The 15,557-nt window shown below is 73.3% G+C and carries 15 protein-coding genes and 1 pseudogene; 3 read left to right on the top strand and 13 right to left on the bottom strand.

What is annotated here, in order from left to right; all coding sequences use genetic code 11:
* Positions 1 to 17: 17 nt before the first annotated feature.
* Positions 18 to 1,526: an MFS transporter gene (locus tag PZB75_RS19955; protein WP_275536658.1), complete on the bottom strand. Its 1,509-nt coding sequence runs from the start codon at positions 1,524 to 1,526 to the stop codon at positions 18 to 20.
* A gap of 158 nt (positions 1,527 to 1,684) precedes the next feature.
* On the opposite strand from PZB75_RS19955, the gene PZB75_RS19950 reads away from it, so the two are divergent.
* On the top strand, positions 1,685 to 2,485 hold the full coding sequence (locus tag PZB75_RS19950) for a helix-turn-helix domain-containing protein (RefSeq protein ID WP_343286247.1): 801 nt from the start codon (positions 1,685 to 1,687) through the stop codon (positions 2,483 to 2,485).
* A gap of 25 nt (positions 2,486 to 2,510) precedes the next feature.
* On the opposite strand, the pseudogene PZB75_RS19945 reads toward PZB75_RS19950, so the two are convergent.
* From PZB75_RS19945 to tsaB, 4 genes and pseudogenes are all read right to left on the bottom strand, one after another.
* Positions 2,511 to 2,810 (bottom strand): annotated as a pseudogene (locus tag PZB75_RS19945) (hypothetical protein); the annotation flags it as partial.
* Positions 2,807 to 3,970 carry a tRNA (adenosine(37)-N6)-threonylcarbamoyltransferase complex transferase subunit TsaD gene (gene tsaD / locus PZB75_RS19940; RefSeq protein WP_275536657.1) on the bottom strand — a complete coding sequence of 388 codons (1,164 nt, stop codon included), beginning with the start codon at positions 3,968 to 3,970 and terminating at the stop codon, positions 2,807 to 2,809. The gene tsaD and the pseudogene PZB75_RS19945, both read right to left, overlap by 4 nt.
* The gene (gene rimI, locus PZB75_RS19935; RefSeq protein ID WP_275538777.1) at positions 3,970 to 4,431 is read right to left on the bottom strand and encodes a ribosomal protein S18-alanine N-acetyltransferase; all 462 of its coding nucleotides are present in this window, start codon (positions 4,429 to 4,431) and stop codon (positions 3,970 to 3,972) included. The genes tsaD and rimI overlap by 1 nt, the downstream gene beginning before the upstream one ends.
* 77 nt (positions 4,432 to 4,508) lie before the next feature.
* A complete protein-coding gene (gene tsaB, locus PZB75_RS19930) occupies positions 4,509 to 5,162 on the bottom strand; it encodes a tRNA (adenosine(37)-N6)-threonylcarbamoyltransferase complex dimerization subunit type 1 TsaB (RefSeq protein WP_275536656.1) in 654 nt (217 codons plus the stop codon).
* Positions 5,163 to 5,439: 277 nt separating this feature from the next.
* Here tsaB and PZB75_RS19925 point away from each other — a divergent pair, with 277 nt between their 5' ends.
* The gene (locus PZB75_RS19925) at positions 5,440 to 6,006 is read left to right on the top strand and encodes a hypothetical protein (RefSeq protein ID WP_275536655.1); all 567 of its coding nucleotides are present in this window, start codon (positions 5,440 to 5,442) and stop codon (positions 6,004 to 6,006) included.
* Positions 6,007 to 6,225: 219 nt separating this feature from the next.
* Here the strand turns inward: PZB75_RS19925 and PZB75_RS19920 are convergent, their stop codons facing one another.
* From PZB75_RS19920 to glmS, 8 genes are all read right to left on the bottom strand, one after another.
* Positions 6,226 to 6,480: a hypothetical protein gene (locus PZB75_RS19920; RefSeq protein ID WP_275538934.1), complete on the bottom strand. Its 255-nt coding sequence runs from the start codon at positions 6,478 to 6,480 to the stop codon at positions 6,226 to 6,228.
* A 161-nt stretch (positions 6,481 to 6,641) separates the two neighbouring features.
* Positions 6,642 to 7,307, bottom strand: coding sequence for a tRNA (adenosine(37)-N6)-threonylcarbamoyltransferase complex ATPase subunit type 1 TsaE (gene tsaE / locus PZB75_RS19915; protein ID WP_275536654.1), 666 nt, complete (start codon positions 7,305 to 7,307; stop codon positions 6,642 to 6,644).
* Complete coding sequence (locus PZB75_RS19910; RefSeq protein WP_275536653.1) at positions 7,276 to 8,655, bottom strand: alpha/beta hydrolase; 1,380 nt, start codon at positions 8,653 to 8,655, stop codon at positions 7,276 to 7,278. The genes tsaE and PZB75_RS19910 overlap by 32 nt, the downstream gene beginning before the upstream one ends.
* A gap of 39 nt (positions 8,656 to 8,694) precedes the next feature.
* Entirely contained in the window at positions 8,695 to 9,891 is a 1,197-nt protein-coding gene (gene alr, locus PZB75_RS19905; protein ID WP_275536652.1) for an alanine racemase, read from the bottom strand.
* A gap of 103 nt (positions 9,892 to 9,994) precedes the next feature.
* The gene (locus PZB75_RS19900; RefSeq protein WP_275536651.1) at positions 9,995 to 10,384 is read right to left on the bottom strand and encodes a DUF488 family protein; all 390 of its coding nucleotides are present in this window, start codon (positions 10,382 to 10,384) and stop codon (positions 9,995 to 9,997) included.
* A 135-nt stretch (positions 10,385 to 10,519) separates the two neighbouring features.
* A complete protein-coding gene (locus PZB75_RS19895) occupies positions 10,520 to 12,064 on the bottom strand; it encodes an NAD(P)H-hydrate dehydratase (protein ID WP_275536650.1) in 1,545 nt (514 codons plus the stop codon).
* Positions 12,065 to 12,068: 4 nt separating this feature from the next.
* Positions 12,069 to 12,437 carry a holo-ACP synthase gene (locus PZB75_RS19890; protein ID WP_275538776.1) on the bottom strand — a complete coding sequence of 123 codons (369 nt, stop codon included), beginning with the start codon at positions 12,435 to 12,437 and terminating at the stop codon, positions 12,069 to 12,071.
* 81 nt (positions 12,438 to 12,518) lie between these two features.
* Positions 12,519 to 14,366, bottom strand: a complete 1,848-nt coding sequence (gene glmS / locus PZB75_RS19885) for a glutamine--fructose-6-phosphate transaminase (isomerizing) (protein WP_275536649.1) — start codon at positions 14,364 to 14,366, stop codon at positions 12,519 to 12,521.
* 175 nt (positions 14,367 to 14,541) lie between these two features.
* On the opposite strand from glmS, the gene coaA reads away from it, so the two are divergent.
* A complete protein-coding gene (gene coaA, locus PZB75_RS19880) occupies positions 14,542 to 15,537 on the top strand; it encodes a type I pantothenate kinase (RefSeq protein WP_275536648.1) in 996 nt (331 codons plus the stop codon).
* Positions 15,538 to 15,557: the final 20 nt, after the last annotated feature.

Below are 15,557 nucleotides of genomic sequence, written 5' to 3'. Positions count from 1 at the left end.
CCATCCGCGGGCCGGGCTCACTCGTGTGCCGGGCGGATGTGCCCCGGGTCGGCGCCTTCGGCGACACCGTTCGGAGCGCCCTCCCGCACGGTCACCGCGTCAGCCACCCGGTCCGGCGCCGCCTCCCCGGCTCCCCGGCGGGTGTCCCGCGCCGGGAGCAGGAGCAGGGCCGCCAGCGCTCCCACCGCCAGCAGGCCGGCGCAGACCCAGAAGGCCGCCGCGTATCCGGACGCCAGGTCCGCCGGGCCGGTGCCGCCGTCCGTGACCTGGGCCGCGACGGTCACCAGGATCGCCAGTCCCAGCGAACCGCCGATCTGGCGGGACGTGTTGAGCAGCCCGGACGCCATGCCCGTCTCGGCGACCGCGACATCGGTCGTGGCCGCGGTGCCGAGCGGTACGAAGCACATGCCGACGCCGACGCTGGCGACCAGCGAGGGGCCGAGCACGGAGTAGAGGAAGCTGCCGTCCGCCCGTGCGGTCGCCGCGAACAGGGCGATGCCCAGCGCGGCCAGCGCGCCGCCCGTCGCCAGCAGCCGCCGGACGCCGAGCACGGCGACCGCACGGGTGGCGAGCAGCGAACCCGCGACGACGCCGACACAGAACGGCAGGAACGCGGCTCCGGTGGCCGTGGGCCCGTAACCGAGTGACTGCTGCATGAACAGCGAGACGAAGTAGAACGACGCGAACTGCCCCGAACTCAGCAGCAGGCAGAAGAGGTTGGCCGCGAACACCGGCCGTCCCCTCAGCAGCCCGAGCCGCAGCAGCGGGGACCGCACGCGCGACTCGACCACGGCGAACGCGATCAGCAGCAGCGCGGCGGCGCCGAGTGTGCCCAGGGTGGCCGCCGAGCCCCACGGGTGGGTGGCGGTCCTCACGAGCCCCAGGACCAGCACGGTCATGCCCGCGGTCACCAGCAGCGCGCCACCTGGATCGAGACGGGCACCGGTCCGCGCGGCCCCGCCCTTCAGGCCGGTCCACCGGGACGCCACCAGCGCGAACACCACGATCGGCACGTTGACCAGCATCACCGCGCGCCAGCCCGCCGCGTCCGTGAGCAGCCCGCCGGCGAGCACCCCGACCGCGCCGCCCGCCGCGCCCGCCATGCCCCACAGTCCCAGGGCGCGGGAGCGCGCGGGTCCGGCCGGGAAGGCGAGAGCGATCAGGGCGAAGGCGACGGGGGCGAGCGCGGCGGCCCCGACCCCCTGGACCGCGCGCGCGGCGATCAGTCCGCCCGGTGTCCGGACGAGGCCGCCCACCAGGCTCGCACCGCCGAACAGGGCGAGGCCCGCCGTCAGGACGCGGCGGCTGCCGATCAGATCGGCGAGCCGCCCGCCGAACATCAGGAGGCCCCCGAAGGTCAGCGCATAGGCGTTCACGACCCAGAGCAGCCCGTCGGGCGTGAAGCCCAGGTCCTGGCGCATGTCCGGCAGCGCGACATTCACCACGGACATGTCCAGCGCCACCAGGAACTGCACGGTGAGGGCCACGGTCAGCAGCCAACGCACTTGCCGCGCTTGATCGTTCACGGCATCCCCTTCCCTTGTCGTCATTCGGTCCAGCACCCGACAAGTGAATACTATACGCGTATAGAAACTAGCCGGACGGTCTCGTCGCAGGAAGGCGGACCGCCTCACCTGGGGGGGAAGGACGGCCTCGTCCGAGGGGAGGGGGAGAGAATGCCCAGGTGTCAGGCACAGAGAAGAAGCGTTCCGTGGGCCGCCCGCGCAGGCTCGACCCGGACGCGATGGTCGCCACCGCGCGGCGCATCATCGAGGAAGAAGGGCTCGGCGCCCTGAGCATGCGACGGGTGGCGAAGGAGCTCGGCAGCACGCCGATGGCGCTCTACCACTACGTACGGGACAAGGACGAGCTGCTGATGCTCACCCTGTCCGGAACCGCCGCCGCCCTCCCGCGCCCCGAGCTGCCGGCCGAGCCGAGGGAGCGGCTGCTCGCCGTGACCCTGCACATGCACGAGGTGCTGGGACAGGTGCCGTGGGTGCTGGACATCCTGGCGCTGGGTGAGCTCACCGACAAGGACGCGCTGTGGATGGTGGAGGAGATCATCGACTCCGCCATGGCCTGCGGTCTCACACCCGGCCGGGCAGTCCGCCTCTACCGGACGATCTGGCACTACGTCTACGGCGACCTGGTCTTCCGCAGATCCGCCGCGCACCGCGCCGAACACCCTCCGCAGAAGCGGTACTTCCCGGAGATGATCACCGAGGAGGACGCCGCCGCGCTGCCCCGGCTGACCGAGATCAAGGACCGGTGGCGCGAGTACGCCGCCGACTACTCGGTGGCGGACGAACTCGACGCGATCATCACCGGTCTGCTGCTCCGGGGGACGGGTGAGCGGTGGTCCCCGGCGCCTTCGGAGCGTCCGGATTCTCCCGTGTCTCCGGAGCGTCCCGAGAAGCCGGAGCCTCCTGTGTCTCCGGAGAAGCCGGTGCCTCCGGAGCAGCCGGTGCCTCCGGAGCAGCCGTAGGGCCGGTGGCCTCCGGCGCGGGCGCACCCAGGGACTCGAAGCGCCAGCGGTGGACCGGCCGGGTGATCAGACCGGCGTCCGGCTCGGGCAGTTCCGGGAGCTCGTCGCCGTACGCCGCCCGCCACCAGGTCAGCACGAGCACCCGGTCCTGCGGGGCCCGCAGGAGTTCGGAGCGCAGCGGCTCGTGGGCCAGCTCAGCGGCCCTGGCCCTGGCCCACTCCAGCAGTTCGGCGCCCCGGCCGGGCACGGCGCGGGCCTCCCACATCAGCGCGACGGTGGTTCCGCTCGCGCCGGGTGGCGCACTCGCGCCGGACGCGCCGTTCATGAGTACAGGTTGTCCTTGCTGATCTCGTGGACGTGATCGTGGCTCGCAGCCCCGGTCCGGGCGTGGCGGTGTCCGTGACCGTGTTCCCCGCCGTGACCGTGCCCCTCACCGTGGTCATGGCCCGGCACGTGCGGCTCGGTCACCGGGAGGGAGGAGTCCGCCGACAGCTCCAGGTCCGACGCCGGCCGGTTCCGCGCCACCATCTCCGCGCCGAGCGCCGCGACCATCGCCCCGTTGTCCGTGCAGAGTCCGGGCCGGGGCACCCGCAGCCGGATACCGGCCCGGTCGCACCGCTCCCGCGCCAGCGCCCGCAGCCGCGAGTTGGCCGCGACCCCGCCGCCGATCATCAAATGGTCGACGCCCTCGTCCTTGCAGGCCCGCACGGCCTTCCGGGTCAGGACGTCGACGACGGCCTCCTGGAAGGACGCCGCCACATCCCGTACCGGCACCTCCTCGCCCGCCGCCCGCTTCGCCTCGATCCAGCGGGCGACGGCCGTCTTCAGTCCGGAGAACGAGAAGTCGTACGCCGGATCGCGCGACCCGCTGAGCCCGCGCGGGAACGCGATGGCCTTCGGGTCGCCCTCCTTCGCGAGCCGGTCGATGACCGGGCCGCCGGGAAAGCCGAGGTTCAGCACCCGGGCGATCTTGTCGAACGCCTCGCCCGCCGCGTCGTCGATGGTGGCGCCCAGCGGCCGTACGTCGGCCGTGATGTCCGGCGCGAGCAGCAGCGACGAGTGGCCGCCGCTGACCAGCAGGGCCATCGTCGGTTCGGGCAGCGGGCCGTGCTCCAGCTGGTCGACGCAGATGTGCGAGGCCAGGTGGTTGACCCCGTAGAGCGGCTTGTTCAGCGCGTACGCGTACGCCTTCGCCGCCGAGACACCGACGAGCAGCGCGCCCGCCAGCCCGGGGCCCGCCGTGACGGCGATGCCGTCGAGGTCGCGGGCGCTGATCCCGGCGTCCTTCAGGGCGCGCTCGATGGTGGGAACCATCGCCTCCAGATGGGCCCGGGAGGCGATCTCCGGCACCACCCCGCCGAAGCGGGCGTGCGTGTCGACGCTGGACGCCACGGCGTCCGCGAGCAGCGTCGTGCCCCGGACGATGCCCACGCCGGTCTCGTCGCAGGAGGTCTCGATGCCGAGTACGAGCGGTTCGTCAGCCATCAGTCAGTCTCTGTTCCTTGTACGGTCAGCCGCATGACGAGCGCGTCGACGTTGCCCGGCTGGTAGTAGCCGCGGCGGAAGCCGATGGGTTCGAAGCCGAAGCGTTCGTAGAGCTTCTGCGCGCGGGTGTTGTCGACGCGGACTTCGAGCAGCACTTCGGCGCACTCGAAGGCCGTGGCGTGTTTCAGCAGATCGGTGAGCAGTTCCGCGCCCAGGCCGCTGCCCCGGTGGGCGCGGGTGACGCCGATCGTCTGCACGTCGGCGAGGTCCCCGGCCGCCGCGAGACCGGCGTAGCCGACGATGCGGCCGGTGGCGGGTTCCTCGGCGACGACATAGCGGCGGGTGGCGTGCGGGCCGCGCGCGTGCGCCAGCTCCGACCAGAACATCCCGGCCGACCAGGCGTCCTCCGGGAACAGCTCGGCCTCCAGCTCCAGCACCGCGTCGATGTCCCACCAGCGCATCTCGCGCAGCACGGCGGACCTCTTCGCGTCCCCGGCGCCGCCCGCGCCGCGCTCGCTGTCCGGCTTCGGCACGGCTGTCACTTCGGGGTGACCACCTTGTAGTTCTTCGGGACCTGCGCGTCGGGCCTGCGGAGGTAGAGCGGCGTCGGCGGCAGGAAGTCCGCGCCCGCCGCGAGGCGCTCGGCGGCGAGGGAGGCGAGCGCGGCGGCCGACACGTACTCGGGTCCCCGCGCGTCCGGGAACGCCTCGGGGTACAGCGCCGCCCCCGCCCCGACGACCGGCAGTCCGGCCAGCCGTTCGGCGATCTCGGCGGGCCGGTCGACGGCGGGTTCCCCGACGCGGGTACGGGAGTCCTCGTACCGCGCCCAGTAGACCTCCTTGCGGCGCGCGTCCGTCGCGACGGCGAACGGGCCGTCCAGACCGGCCGCGTACGCGAGACCGTCCAGCGTGCACAGCCCGTGCACGGGGACGCCCAGCACGGAGCCGAAGGTGGCGGCCGTCACCAGACCGACACGGAGACCGGTGTACGGACCGGGGCCGACGCCCACGACCACGTCCGTCACCGCGTCGAGTTCCAGTCCGGCGTCGGCGAGGACCCGGTCGACAGCGGGCAGCAGCAGCTCCCCATGCCTTCGGGCATCGACCTGGGCGGATTCGGCGACGACGGATGTCCCGTCGTGCAGGGCGACGGTGACGGCGGGGGTGGCGGTATCCACGGCGAGCAAGAGCACACAAACAGCCTACGGCTCCGCCGACGGGGGCATGCTCCGCCCACCGAGGCACGGCGTCCCGTGCGGCGGTGCCTCTGCTGCTACCGTCACCGGGTATGCGGAGTACGACGTAAACGCTTGTAGGACCGGCGGTTACGTCGCTTGTACGACAGACGCCATCGCCTGCGTACCGGCGTGACGGCGCCCGGCACGTCCGCGTGCCGCACGTCGCCCCAGGACATTCTCCGTACACCGCTCGCACGCAACATGACAACGAAGGACGAAAGGGGCACGCACGGTGGCAAGGGGAAGCTCGGGAATCGTGGCCGGGCTCACCGCGGCGGCGGTCGCCGCGGTCTGCTTCCTCGCCTACCAGGCGTCGGCGAACGCCCCCGACTCGGTGGCGGCGCCCAATGCGGCGAAGCCCTCCAGCAGCGCCTCCGCGCACCCCGGCGTCCCGCCGGAGACCTCGCCGCGGCCCTCGCTCGCCGTCCCCGCGGACTCCGGAACCGGCAAGCGGGTCGTGTACGCGCTCGCGGACCGGCGCGTCTGGCTGGTGGACGTGACGGACAAGCCGCTCCGGACCTTCGCCGTCATGCCCAGCTCCGTGAATCCGGCGCCCGGTACCTACCAGGTGAGTTCGCGTTCGGACACCATCAAGGGCTCGGACGGCGTGATGATCGAGCACGTGGTGCGGTTCGCGACGGCGGACAGTGTGTCGGTGGGGTTCAGCGCGGCTCTGGACGGCTCGATGCCGAGCCCGAACCCGGGCCTCAAGACCGGTGGGGTACGGATGGCGCGCGCCGACGGGGACGCGATGTGGACCTTCGCGACGGTCGGCGCGAAGGTCGTCGTCGTTCCGTAGGGCCGGAAGAACGGCCGGCCGTGCGGGCGGACGTGCGGCCATGCGGGCGGCCGGCCAGGCAGGCGGGCGGGCGGAAAGACGGCCGGACGGACGGTCTGCGAGCCGACCGCGGACCGGCCGCGACGGCACGGTCACCTCTCGTACGGCCCCGGCACCGGGCACCGCGACCTGCGTGTCCGCGCCCTCCCCGTCGGTACGGCGCCGCTCGGACGACCCCGCTCAGGCCGCTTCGCGCTGCGCCGGAGGCCGCACCACCGGCTGCCGCTCGACGGGCCGCTGCTGCTCCGCAGGCTGCCCCTGCCGCCGCTGCTCCGGCCGTCGCGGCTCGGTCGACTGCCCCTGCTCCTGGCCGTCCTGGCGGGCGGGCGGCGTGGAGACCGCCGCGGCCGCGACGCACGAGGCCAGCAGATCCTTCATCGACACCGTCGACGGCGACGGCGGCTGCGGTCGCGTTTCACGCTCGGACGTCGGCATGGATGCCTCCTGGGACTTCTCTGGAGTGCGTGGTTAGGCGGACCTAACCATGTCTCGCTCCCCATCCGACCATGCCCGTCCCGCCCGGCGCAACATTTTCCCGACACAACGTCGGAAAGAACGCCGGAAAGTGGTACCCGAGCCTGGCCACGGCCGTCCCGTCAGCGGTCTTCGCCGCCCCGGGGAAGCTCCGTCCCCGCCCCCGCCTCCCCCAGATCCGCCCGCAGCCCCGCCCAGCGCGCACCGATCCCGGTCAGCGTGACCGAGCGCCGTTCGTCGTCCGTGTCGCCCACCGCCCGGTCGATCACCACGTGCAGCCGGTCGTCCGAAAGCTCCTCGACCTTGCCGTCGCCCCACTCCACGACCACCACCGACTCCGGCAGCGAGACGTCGAGGTCCAGGTCCTCCATCTCGTCGAGCCCACCGCCCAGCCGGTACGCGTCGACGTGGACGAGCGCCGGACCGTCGCCCAGCGGCGGATGCACCCGGGCGATCACGAAGGTGGGCGAGGTCACGGCGCCGCGCACGCCCAGGCCCTCGCCGAGCCCCCGGGTGAGCGTCGTCTTCCCGGCGCCCAGCTCTCCCGTGAGCATCACCAGATCGCCGGGGCGCAGCACTCCGGAGATCCGGCGGCCGAGGGCGAGCATCTGTTCGGGGGACGTGACGTCGAGCCGGGCCTCGGCCGCAACGGCTCCGGCGGCTCCGGCGGCTCCGGTCGTCGTTCCCGTCGCTCCCGAGGTTCCCGTCGCTCCCGAGGTTGCGGTGGTTCCCGAGGTTTCGGTGGTTCCGGTGGTCTCAGCCGCCGGGCTGTTGTGGGGTGTTTCCATGCCCGCCAACGTTAGTCGTTGGCGGTACGGCCCCGATCCGTACGAGCAGGTCCGCGAGACGGTCGGTCACCGTCTCCGGGTGCTCCAGCATCACCAGGTGCCCGGCGTCCGGGACCAGCACCAGCTCCGCGTCGGGCAGCACCTCCGCGATGGCCTCGCTGTGCGAACTGGGCGTGACCAGGTCCTTGTCACCCGCCAGTATCAGTACCGGAATCCCCGCGAACACGGGAAGCGCGGCGCTCTTGTCGTGTTCGGTGAACGCCGGGTAGAACTCCGCGACCACGTCGATCGGGGTCGACTCGATGAGGCGTTCCGCGAACCGGGCCACCGCCGGGTCCACGTCCTTAGACCCGAACGAGTACCGCTTGACCAGCCCCGCGAAGAGGTCCGCGGTCGCCCGCCGCCCCCGCTCCACCAGCTCCGTCTGCGAACCGAGCGCCTTCAGCACCCCGGGCAGCACCCGCCGTACCGCGTTCACGCCCGCCACCGGCAGCCCGAAGTTGACCTCACCGAGCTTCCCGCTGGACGTCCCGACGAACGCGACCGCGGCGACCCGTTCACGGATCAGCTCCGGGAACCGGTCGGCGAGCGCCATCATCGTCATGCCGCCCATCGAGTGCCCGACCAGCACCAGCCTGCCCTCGGGGGCGGCGGCGTCGATGACGGCCCTCAGATCGCGGCCGAGCTGGTCGATCCCGAGCGGCACGCCCCGGGCCTGCGCCCGGCCGCGCTCCGAACGCCCGTGGCTGCGCTGGTCCCAGTGGACCGTACGCACCAGGCCGCGCAGCGCCGCCCGCTGGAAGTGCCAGGAATCCTGGCCGAGGCAGTAGCCGTGGCTGAAGACGACGGTGACGGGCGCGGGCACCCTGTCGCCGAAGAGACGCCGCCGACGCGGCCCGAGGCCGGCACCGGGCACCTCACCGGCCACATCCGCGCCCCCGGCTCCGGTCCCGCCACCCCCTGCCCCTGCCCCTGCCCCTGCCCCTGCCCCTGCCCCTGCCCCTGCCCCCACCCCTGCCACACTCCCGGCCCCGGCGGCAGCCCGGTCGGCCAGGACAGCCCGGTCCACCTCGTCGACCTCGTAGTACAGCTCGGTCCCGTCGTCCGCGACGGCCCGGCCCGGCAGTCCGCGCAGCGATCCGTAAGGCCCCGACGCGTCGAGCGCCAGCCGGGCCTTCTTCCGCATCCCCCGGCCCACGGTCAGCCGCTCGACGGCGACCCCGGCCGCCGCGCCCGCGGCGAGCACGCCTATCGCGGCCCCGGCGATTCCGCCCGCCCGGCGCCAGCCGATCGCCGCGGCGACCGTTTCCGCCGCTCCCGCCGCTCCCGCGGCTCCGCTCTCGCTCACCGTGCCGCGCTCCTGATCCGTGTCTTCAGCCGTGTCCGATTACGCGCGGGCCCGGTGCCCGTCGTCCCCGGGCGCCGGACACCTGTCGTCGGCCGGGTCCTCGTTCAGATGAATGCGCGGCACCCGGGTACCGATCCGGGTCACGATCTCGTACGCGATCGTGTCCGCCGCCCTCGCCCAGTCCTCGGCGGTCGGCTCGCCCCGGTCCCCCGGGCCGAACAGCACGGCCTCCGAACCGACCGGCACGACGTCACCGCCCAGGTCGACGACGAACTGGTCCATCGCGACCCGTCCGGCCACCCGCCGCCTGACGCCCCCGATCAACACCGGGCCCCGGCCGGAGGCGTGGCGCGGGACGCCGTCCGCGTATCCGACCGGCACCAGGCCGAGGGTCGTCTCGTCGGACGCCGTGTAGTGGTGCCCGTAACTGACCCCGTGCCCGGCGGGCACCTGCTTCACCAGGGCGATCGACGCGGCGAACGTCATCACCGGGCGGAGTCCGAAGTCGGCGGGGGTGCCCAGTTCGGGGCTGGGCGAGATGCCGTACATGGCGATCCCGGTGCGTACGAGGTCGAAGTGCGTCTCGGGCCGGGTCAGCAGCGCCGGGGAGTTGGCGATGTGCCGGACCTCGGGCTCCACGCCCTCCTTCTCGGCGTACGCCACCATGTGCCGGTAGACGTCCAGTTGGGCGTCGATCGACGGGTGTCCGGGCTCGTCGGCACAGGCGAGGTGCGACCAGAGGCCGGTGATCCGGATGGTGCCCGCCTCTTCGGCGGTACGGGCGGCGGCGACCAGTTCCGGCCAGTCGGCGGGCTGACAGCCGTTGCGCCCGAGGCCGGTGTCGGCCTTGAGCTGCACCCGGGCCGCGACGCCCGCGTCGGTGGCGGCGGCCACGGCCTCGCGCAGCGCCCACATCCCGCTCACCGACACGTCGATGCCGGACTCGATCGCCTGCCGCCAGGGCCCGCCCGGCGTCCACAGCCAGCACAGCACCCGGCCGCCGATACCGGCCGCCCGCAGGGCGAACGCCTCCTCCGGAGTGGCGGTGCCGAGCCAGGTCGCGCCCGCCGCGAGCGCGGCCCGCGCGCAGGGCACCGCGCCGTGCCCGTACGCGTCGGACTTGACCACGGCCATGAGCCCCGCACCTGCCGCTCGGGCGCGCAGCACACGCACGTTGGCGCGCAATGCTGCGAGGTCGATCTCGGCGCGGGCTCTCAGTGGTGCTGTCTCGTTCATCGCGCCCAGTGTCTCAGAATCGGCCGACGGGCCCTTCGGGTGCGGCCTCCGACGGGGCGTCGGCGGTGGCCCGCACAGGCTTCGGACATGCCTCGGTGACGCCTCAGCGGTGCTTCAACTCGTGTCGCAAGTGGTCGACGAGGACGGCGACATGGCTGCGCGGGACGTCCTTCACGGCTGTGACGAGCGTCACCGGCTTCTTCTCGCGCAGCATGTCCAGCAGCTCGTCCACTGCCTCCACGTGGACGGGGTCGGCGAGTTCGGCGCGGTAGCGGTCGACGAACCCGTCGTAGCGCTCGTCCGTGGGGTCGTCGTGGAACCAGGAGCGCAGCTCGCGCGACGGGGTGACCTCCTTCGCCCACACGTCGATCGCGGCGTGCTCCTTCGAGACGCCCCGGGGCCACAGCCGGTCGATGAGGACCCTGGTGCCGTCGCTCTTCTCCTGGGGGTCGTACACCCGCCTCACACGTACGCCGTCACCGCTCACAGCCATCACTCCTCAGATGTTCCTGCTGTCCAGGATGGGACAGGCGCACGGGTCCCGCCATGCCACGGCGGACGGCCGCCGTCCGCCACGGCCGACGCCCCCGCCCCCGCACCCGCACCCGCCCCACGTGCCCGCCCCGCGTCAGCCCCGTACGACGTCCCGCCACGCCACCGGGATCGCGTCCGCGACGTCCAGGGCGGCGATCGAGGCGCCCTCGGAGGCGTGCCGGGCCGCGAGGCCGTGCAGATGGGCGCCCGCCGACGCCGCGTCGCGGGGCGTCAGTCCGGCGGCGAGCAGGGAGCCGGTCAGCCCGGAGAGGACATCGCCGCTGCCCGCCGTGGCCAGCCAGGAGGTACCCGTCGGATTGACCCGTACCGGGGTGTGCGGGCCGGGGGCCGCGATCACCGTCGTGGAGCCCTTCAGCAGGACCGTGGCGCCGAACCTGGCGGCGAGTTCCCGTACGGCGGCGAGCCGCCCGGCCTCCACCTCCCGCCGGTCGACGCCGAGCAGCCTGGCGGCCTCCCCCGCGTGCGGGGTGAGGACGGTCGGCGCGGTACGGGCCCGCACGGCGTCGGCGTCGAGCAGCCCGAGCCCGTCCGCGTCCACCAGGACCGGGACCTCGGCGGCCAGTACGTCGGACAGCGCCGACACCGCGTCCGTGCCGTCACCGATCCCGGGCCCGACGACCCATGCCTGCACCCGGCCCGCCTCCGACGGGGGGCCGGGGTGGACCAGGACCTCGGGGAACCGGGCGATCACGGCGTCGGCGCCCCGGCCGACGTACCGCACGGCCCCGGCGCCACCCCGCAGCGCGCCCGCGACGGCGAGGACCGCCGCGCCCGGGTAACGCCCCGAACCGGCGACGACCCCGACGACCCCGCGCCGGTACTTGTCGCTCTCGCCGGTCGGCACCGGCAGCAGCGCCGCCACGTCCGCGTACTGCAACGCCTCCAGGTCCGGCACCTCGGGCAGCTCCGCCCCGAGCCCGATGTCGACGAGCCGCAGCGCGCCCGCCCGCTCGGCACCCGGGTCGACGAGCAGCCCCGGCTTGTACGCCCCGAAGGTGACCGTCGCGTCGGCCCGCACCGCCGCCCCCGTCACCTCCCCGCTGTCCGCGTCGACCCCGCTCGGCAGGTCCACCGCGACGACGGGCGCCCCGGTCGCCCCGAAGGCCCTGACCAGTGCGGCGGCCTCCGCCCGCAGCCCGCCCCGGCCGCCGATGCCGGTGATGCCGTCGACGAGGAGATCGACCCGCCCGAGCCCGGCGACGAACCGCCGCGCCACGGAGTCCGCGTCCCCGTCGCCCGCCCCCGCCGCACCCGTGACACCCGACGAACCCGCTCCCACCGGACCGGCCGCGTCCACCGCCTCCACCGTCCCGCCCGCCGCGCGCAGCGCCGCGAGCCCGCCCTCATGGGCACGCCCAGGTGACGTCCGCACCGCCCGCACACCCGCGCCGCGCCTGGCGAGCGCGGCCCCGGCGTACAGCGCGTCGCCCCCGTTGTCACCGCTGCCGACGAGCAGGACCACCCGGGCCCCGTACACCCGGCCGCCGCGCCGCAGCAGATCGGCGCAGGCCGCCGCGAGCCCCGCCGCGGCGGCCCGCATCAGCGCCCCTTCCGGCAGTCGTGCCATCAGGGCGCGCTCGGCGGCCCGTACGGTTTCCACACAGTAGGCAGTACGCATACGCTCAACCCTCCGCGATCACCATTGCCGACGCCACTCCCGCGTCGTGGCTGAGCGACACATGCCAGTGCCGCACACCCAGTTCGGCGGCGCGTGCCGCCACCGTGCCGCGTACCCGCAATCGGGGCTGTCCGGTCCGCTCCACCCAGATCTCCGCGTCCGTCCAGTGCAGTCCGCCCGGGGCGCCGAGCGCCTTGGCGACGGCCTCCTTGGCGGCGAACCGCGCCGCCAGCGAGGCGACGCCCCGCCGTTCCCCGCTCGGCAGCAGCAACTCCGTCTCCACGAAGAGGCGTTCCGCCAACTGAGGCGTACGCTCCAGCGCCGCGCCGAACCGCTCGATCTCCGCCACGTCGATCCCGACCCCGATGATCACGTACTCGTCCTCACTGCTCGCCCGCTCCCTCAGATCCTCGCCCACGATAGGGAGACGGGCCGCCGGCCGTGGGCGGCGCCGTCACTCCACGGTCACGGACTTCGCCAGGTTGCGCGGCTGGTCCACCTCGTTGCCGCGCGCCGTCGCCAGCTCGCAGGCGAAGACCTGGAGCGGCACCGTCGCCACCAGCGGCTGGAGCAGCGTGGGCGTGACGGGGACGCGGATGAGGTGGTCCGCGTACGGGACGACCGCCTCGTCGCCCTCCTCCGCGATCACGATGGTGCGGGCACCACGCGCCCTGATCTCCTGGATGTTGGAGACGATCTTGCCGTGCAGCACCGACCGCCCACGCGGTGACGGCACGATCACCACGACCGGCAGTCCGGGCTCGATGAGCGCGATCGGCCCGTGCTTGAGCTCACCGGCGGCGAACCCCTCCGCGTGCATGTACGCGAGTTCCTTCAGCTTCAGCGCGCCCTCCAGCGCCACCGGGTAGCCGACGTGCCGGCCGAGGAAGAGGACCGTGTCGTGGCCGACGAGCGAACGGGCCAGCTCGCGCACCGGCCGCATGGTCTCCAGCACCTGTTCGACCTGCTGGGAGATCTCGGAGAGCTGCCGCACGACGGTCCGGATCTCGTCGCCCCACTTGGTGCCCCGCACCTGGCCCAGATACAGCGCCACGAGATAGCAGGCGACGAGCTGGGTCAGGAACGCCTTCGTCGACGCCACCGCGACCTCGGGCCCCGCGTGGGTGTAGAGCACGGCGTCGGACTCGCGGGGGATCGTCGAACCGTTCGTGTTGCAGATGGCGAGCACGCGCGCGCCCTGCTCGCGGGCGTGCCGCAGCGCCATCAGGGTGTCCATCGTCTCGCCGGACTGGGAGATCGCGACGACCAGCGTGCTCCGGTCCAGGATCGGGTCCCGGTAGCGGAACTCACTGGCCAGCTCGGTCTCGCAGGGGATGCGGGTCCAGTGCTCGATGGCGTACTTGGCGATCATCCCCGCGTGGAACGCCGTACCGCAGGCGACGATCACCACCTTGTCGACCTCGCGCAGCACGCTCGGCGGAATCCGCACCTCGTCGAGGTGGAGCACGCCCTCCCCGTCGATCCGGCCGAGCAGGGTGTCCGCCACCGCCTTCGGCTGCTCGGCGATCTCCTTGAGCATGAAGTAGTCGTACCCGCCCTTCTCGGCGGCGGAGGCGTCCCAGTCGACGTGGTACGTGCGCGTCCCGGCGGACCGCCCGTCGAAGCCGGTGACCGTGACGCCGTCCGCGCGCACCTCCACCACCTGGTCCTGGCCCAGCTCGATCGCCGACCGGGTGTGCGCGATGAACGCCGCGACGTCGGACGCGAGGAACGCCTCACCCTCACCGATCCCCACCACCAGCGGCGAGTTCCGCCGCGCCCCCACCACCACGTCCGGCTCGTCGGCGAACACGGCGACCAGCGTGAACGCGCCCTCCAGCCGTCGGCACACCCGCCGCATCGCCTCCGCCGGGCCGGCCCCGGACGAGGACTCCTCGGCCAGCAGATGCGCCACGACCTCGGTGTCCGTCTCGGAGGCCAGGGCGTGACCGCGCCCGACCAGCTCGGTGCGGAGCGCGGCGAAGTTCTCGATGATCCCGTTGTGCACGACGGCGACCCGGCCCGCGCTGTCGAGGTGCGGGTGGGCGTTGGCGTCGGTGGGGCCGCCGTGGGTGGCCCAGCGGGTGTGCCCGAGGCCGGTGGTCCCGGCCGGGAGCGGGTTCTCGACCAGCTCCTTCTCCAGATTTGCCAGCTTCCCCGCCTTCTTCGCGACGGCCGGTTCCCCGTCCGCGAGCACGGCGACGCCCGAGGAGTCGTAACCCCGGTACTCCAGGCGCTTCAGACCGGCGATGACGACATCGATCGCCGGCTGACCGCCCACGTACCCCACGATTCCGCACATATCACTGCCTTTCCGTACGAACGTCCCTCACCGCTCGCATCGTCGCAGAAGGGACGGCGCCGCCCCGGCACCACGCGACCGCGCCGCCTGACCGCCGCAGGCCGCGGCCACCGCCCTTGCGCCACGTGACCGAGCCCACCCCCCATCGCGGGGCAACTCCCGCGACAATGAATCCGTGATCACTTCGTCGCACCGGACCACCCACCGCCGGGCCGAGCACCCGTCGACGCCGTACGTCGACCTGACCCGTGCCGAGTGGAGCGCCCTGCGCGAGCGGACCCCGCTGCCACTGACCGCCGACGAGGTGGAGCGGCTGCGCGGGCTCGGGGACGTCATCGACCTCGACGAGGTACGCGACGTCTATCTGCCGCTGTCCCGGCTGCTGAACCTCTACGTCCAGGCCACCTCCGGTCTGCGCGGCGCCCTCAACACCTTCCTCGGCGACGCCGGGGGCGGCCACGGCGAGCAGCGCGGCACCCCGTTCGTCATAGGGGTCGCGGGCAGCGTCGCCGTCGGCAAGTCCACCGTCGCGCGGCTCCTCCAGGCACTGCTGGCGCGGTGGCCGGAACACCCGAGGGTGGAGCTGGTCACCACGGACGGGTTCCTGCTGCCGATGAAGGAGCTGCGGGCGCGCGGACTGATGTCCCGCAAGGGCTTCCCCGAGTCGTACGACCGCCGCGCCCTGACCCGGTTCGTCGCCGACATCAAGGCGGGCAAGGACGAGGTGACCGCGCCCGTCTACTCGCACCTGATCTACGACATCGTGGAGGGCGAGCGGCTGACCGTGCGCCGCCCGGACATCCTGATCGTCGAGGGGCTCAACGTCCTCCAGCCCGCGCTGCCCGGCAAGGACGGCCGGACCAGGGTCGGGCTGGCCGACTACTTCGACTTCAGCGTGTACGTGGACGCGCGCCCCGAGGACATCGAGACCTGGTACCTCAACCGGTTCCGGACGCTGCGCGAGACCGCCTTCCAGAACCCGTTCTCGTACTTCCGCAAGTACACCCAGGTCTCCGAGGAAGAGGCGCTGGACTACGCCCGCACGATGTGGCGGACCGTCAACAAGCCCAATTTGCTGGAGAACGTCGCGCCCACCAGGGGCCGTGCCACCCTGGTGCTCCGCAAGGGCCCCGACCACAAGGTCCAGCGGCTGTCCCTGCGCAAACTCTGACCGCCGGCCCGAGCATCGAG

The sequence above is a fragment of the Streptomyces sp. AM 4-1-1 genome, assembly GCF_029167625.1.
Taxonomy (GTDB): domain Bacteria; phylum Actinomycetota; class Actinomycetes; order Streptomycetales; family Streptomycetaceae; genus Streptomyces.
Note: the sequence above shows the minus strand (reverse complement) of the source record. Positions and strands in the feature narration are given on the sequence as shown.

Coding starts and splice junctions, on each gene's coding strand:
- tsaD (WP_275536657.1), bottom strand. CDS start 3,970: ATGGCTGACGAACCGCTCGTACTCGGCATCGAGACCTCCTGCGACGAG.
- rimI (WP_275538777.1), bottom strand. CDS start 4,431: ATGCGCTGGTGGGACATCGACGCGGTGCTGGAGCTGGAGGCCGAGCTG.
- PZB75_RS19920 (WP_275538934.1), bottom strand. CDS start 6,480: ATGCCGACGTCCGAGCGTGAAACGCGACCGCAGCCGCCGTCGCCGTCG.
- tsaE (WP_275536654.1), bottom strand. CDS start 7,307: ATGGAAACACCCCACAACAGCCCGGCGGCTGAGACCACCGGAACCACC.
- alr (WP_275536652.1), bottom strand. CDS start 9,891: ATGAACGAGACAGCACCACTGAGAGCCCGCGCCGAGATCGACCTCGCA.
- PZB75_RS19900 (WP_275536651.1), bottom strand. CDS start 10,384: ATGGCTGTGAGCGGTGACGGCGTACGTGTGAGGCGGGTGTACGACCCC.
- PZB75_RS19895 (WP_275536650.1), bottom strand. CDS start 12,064: ATGCGTACTGCCTACTGTGTGGAAACCGTACGGGCCGCCGAGCGCGCC.
- glmS (WP_275536649.1), bottom strand. CDS start 14,366: ATGTGCGGAATCGTGGGGTACGTGGGCGGTCAGCCGGCGATCGATGTC.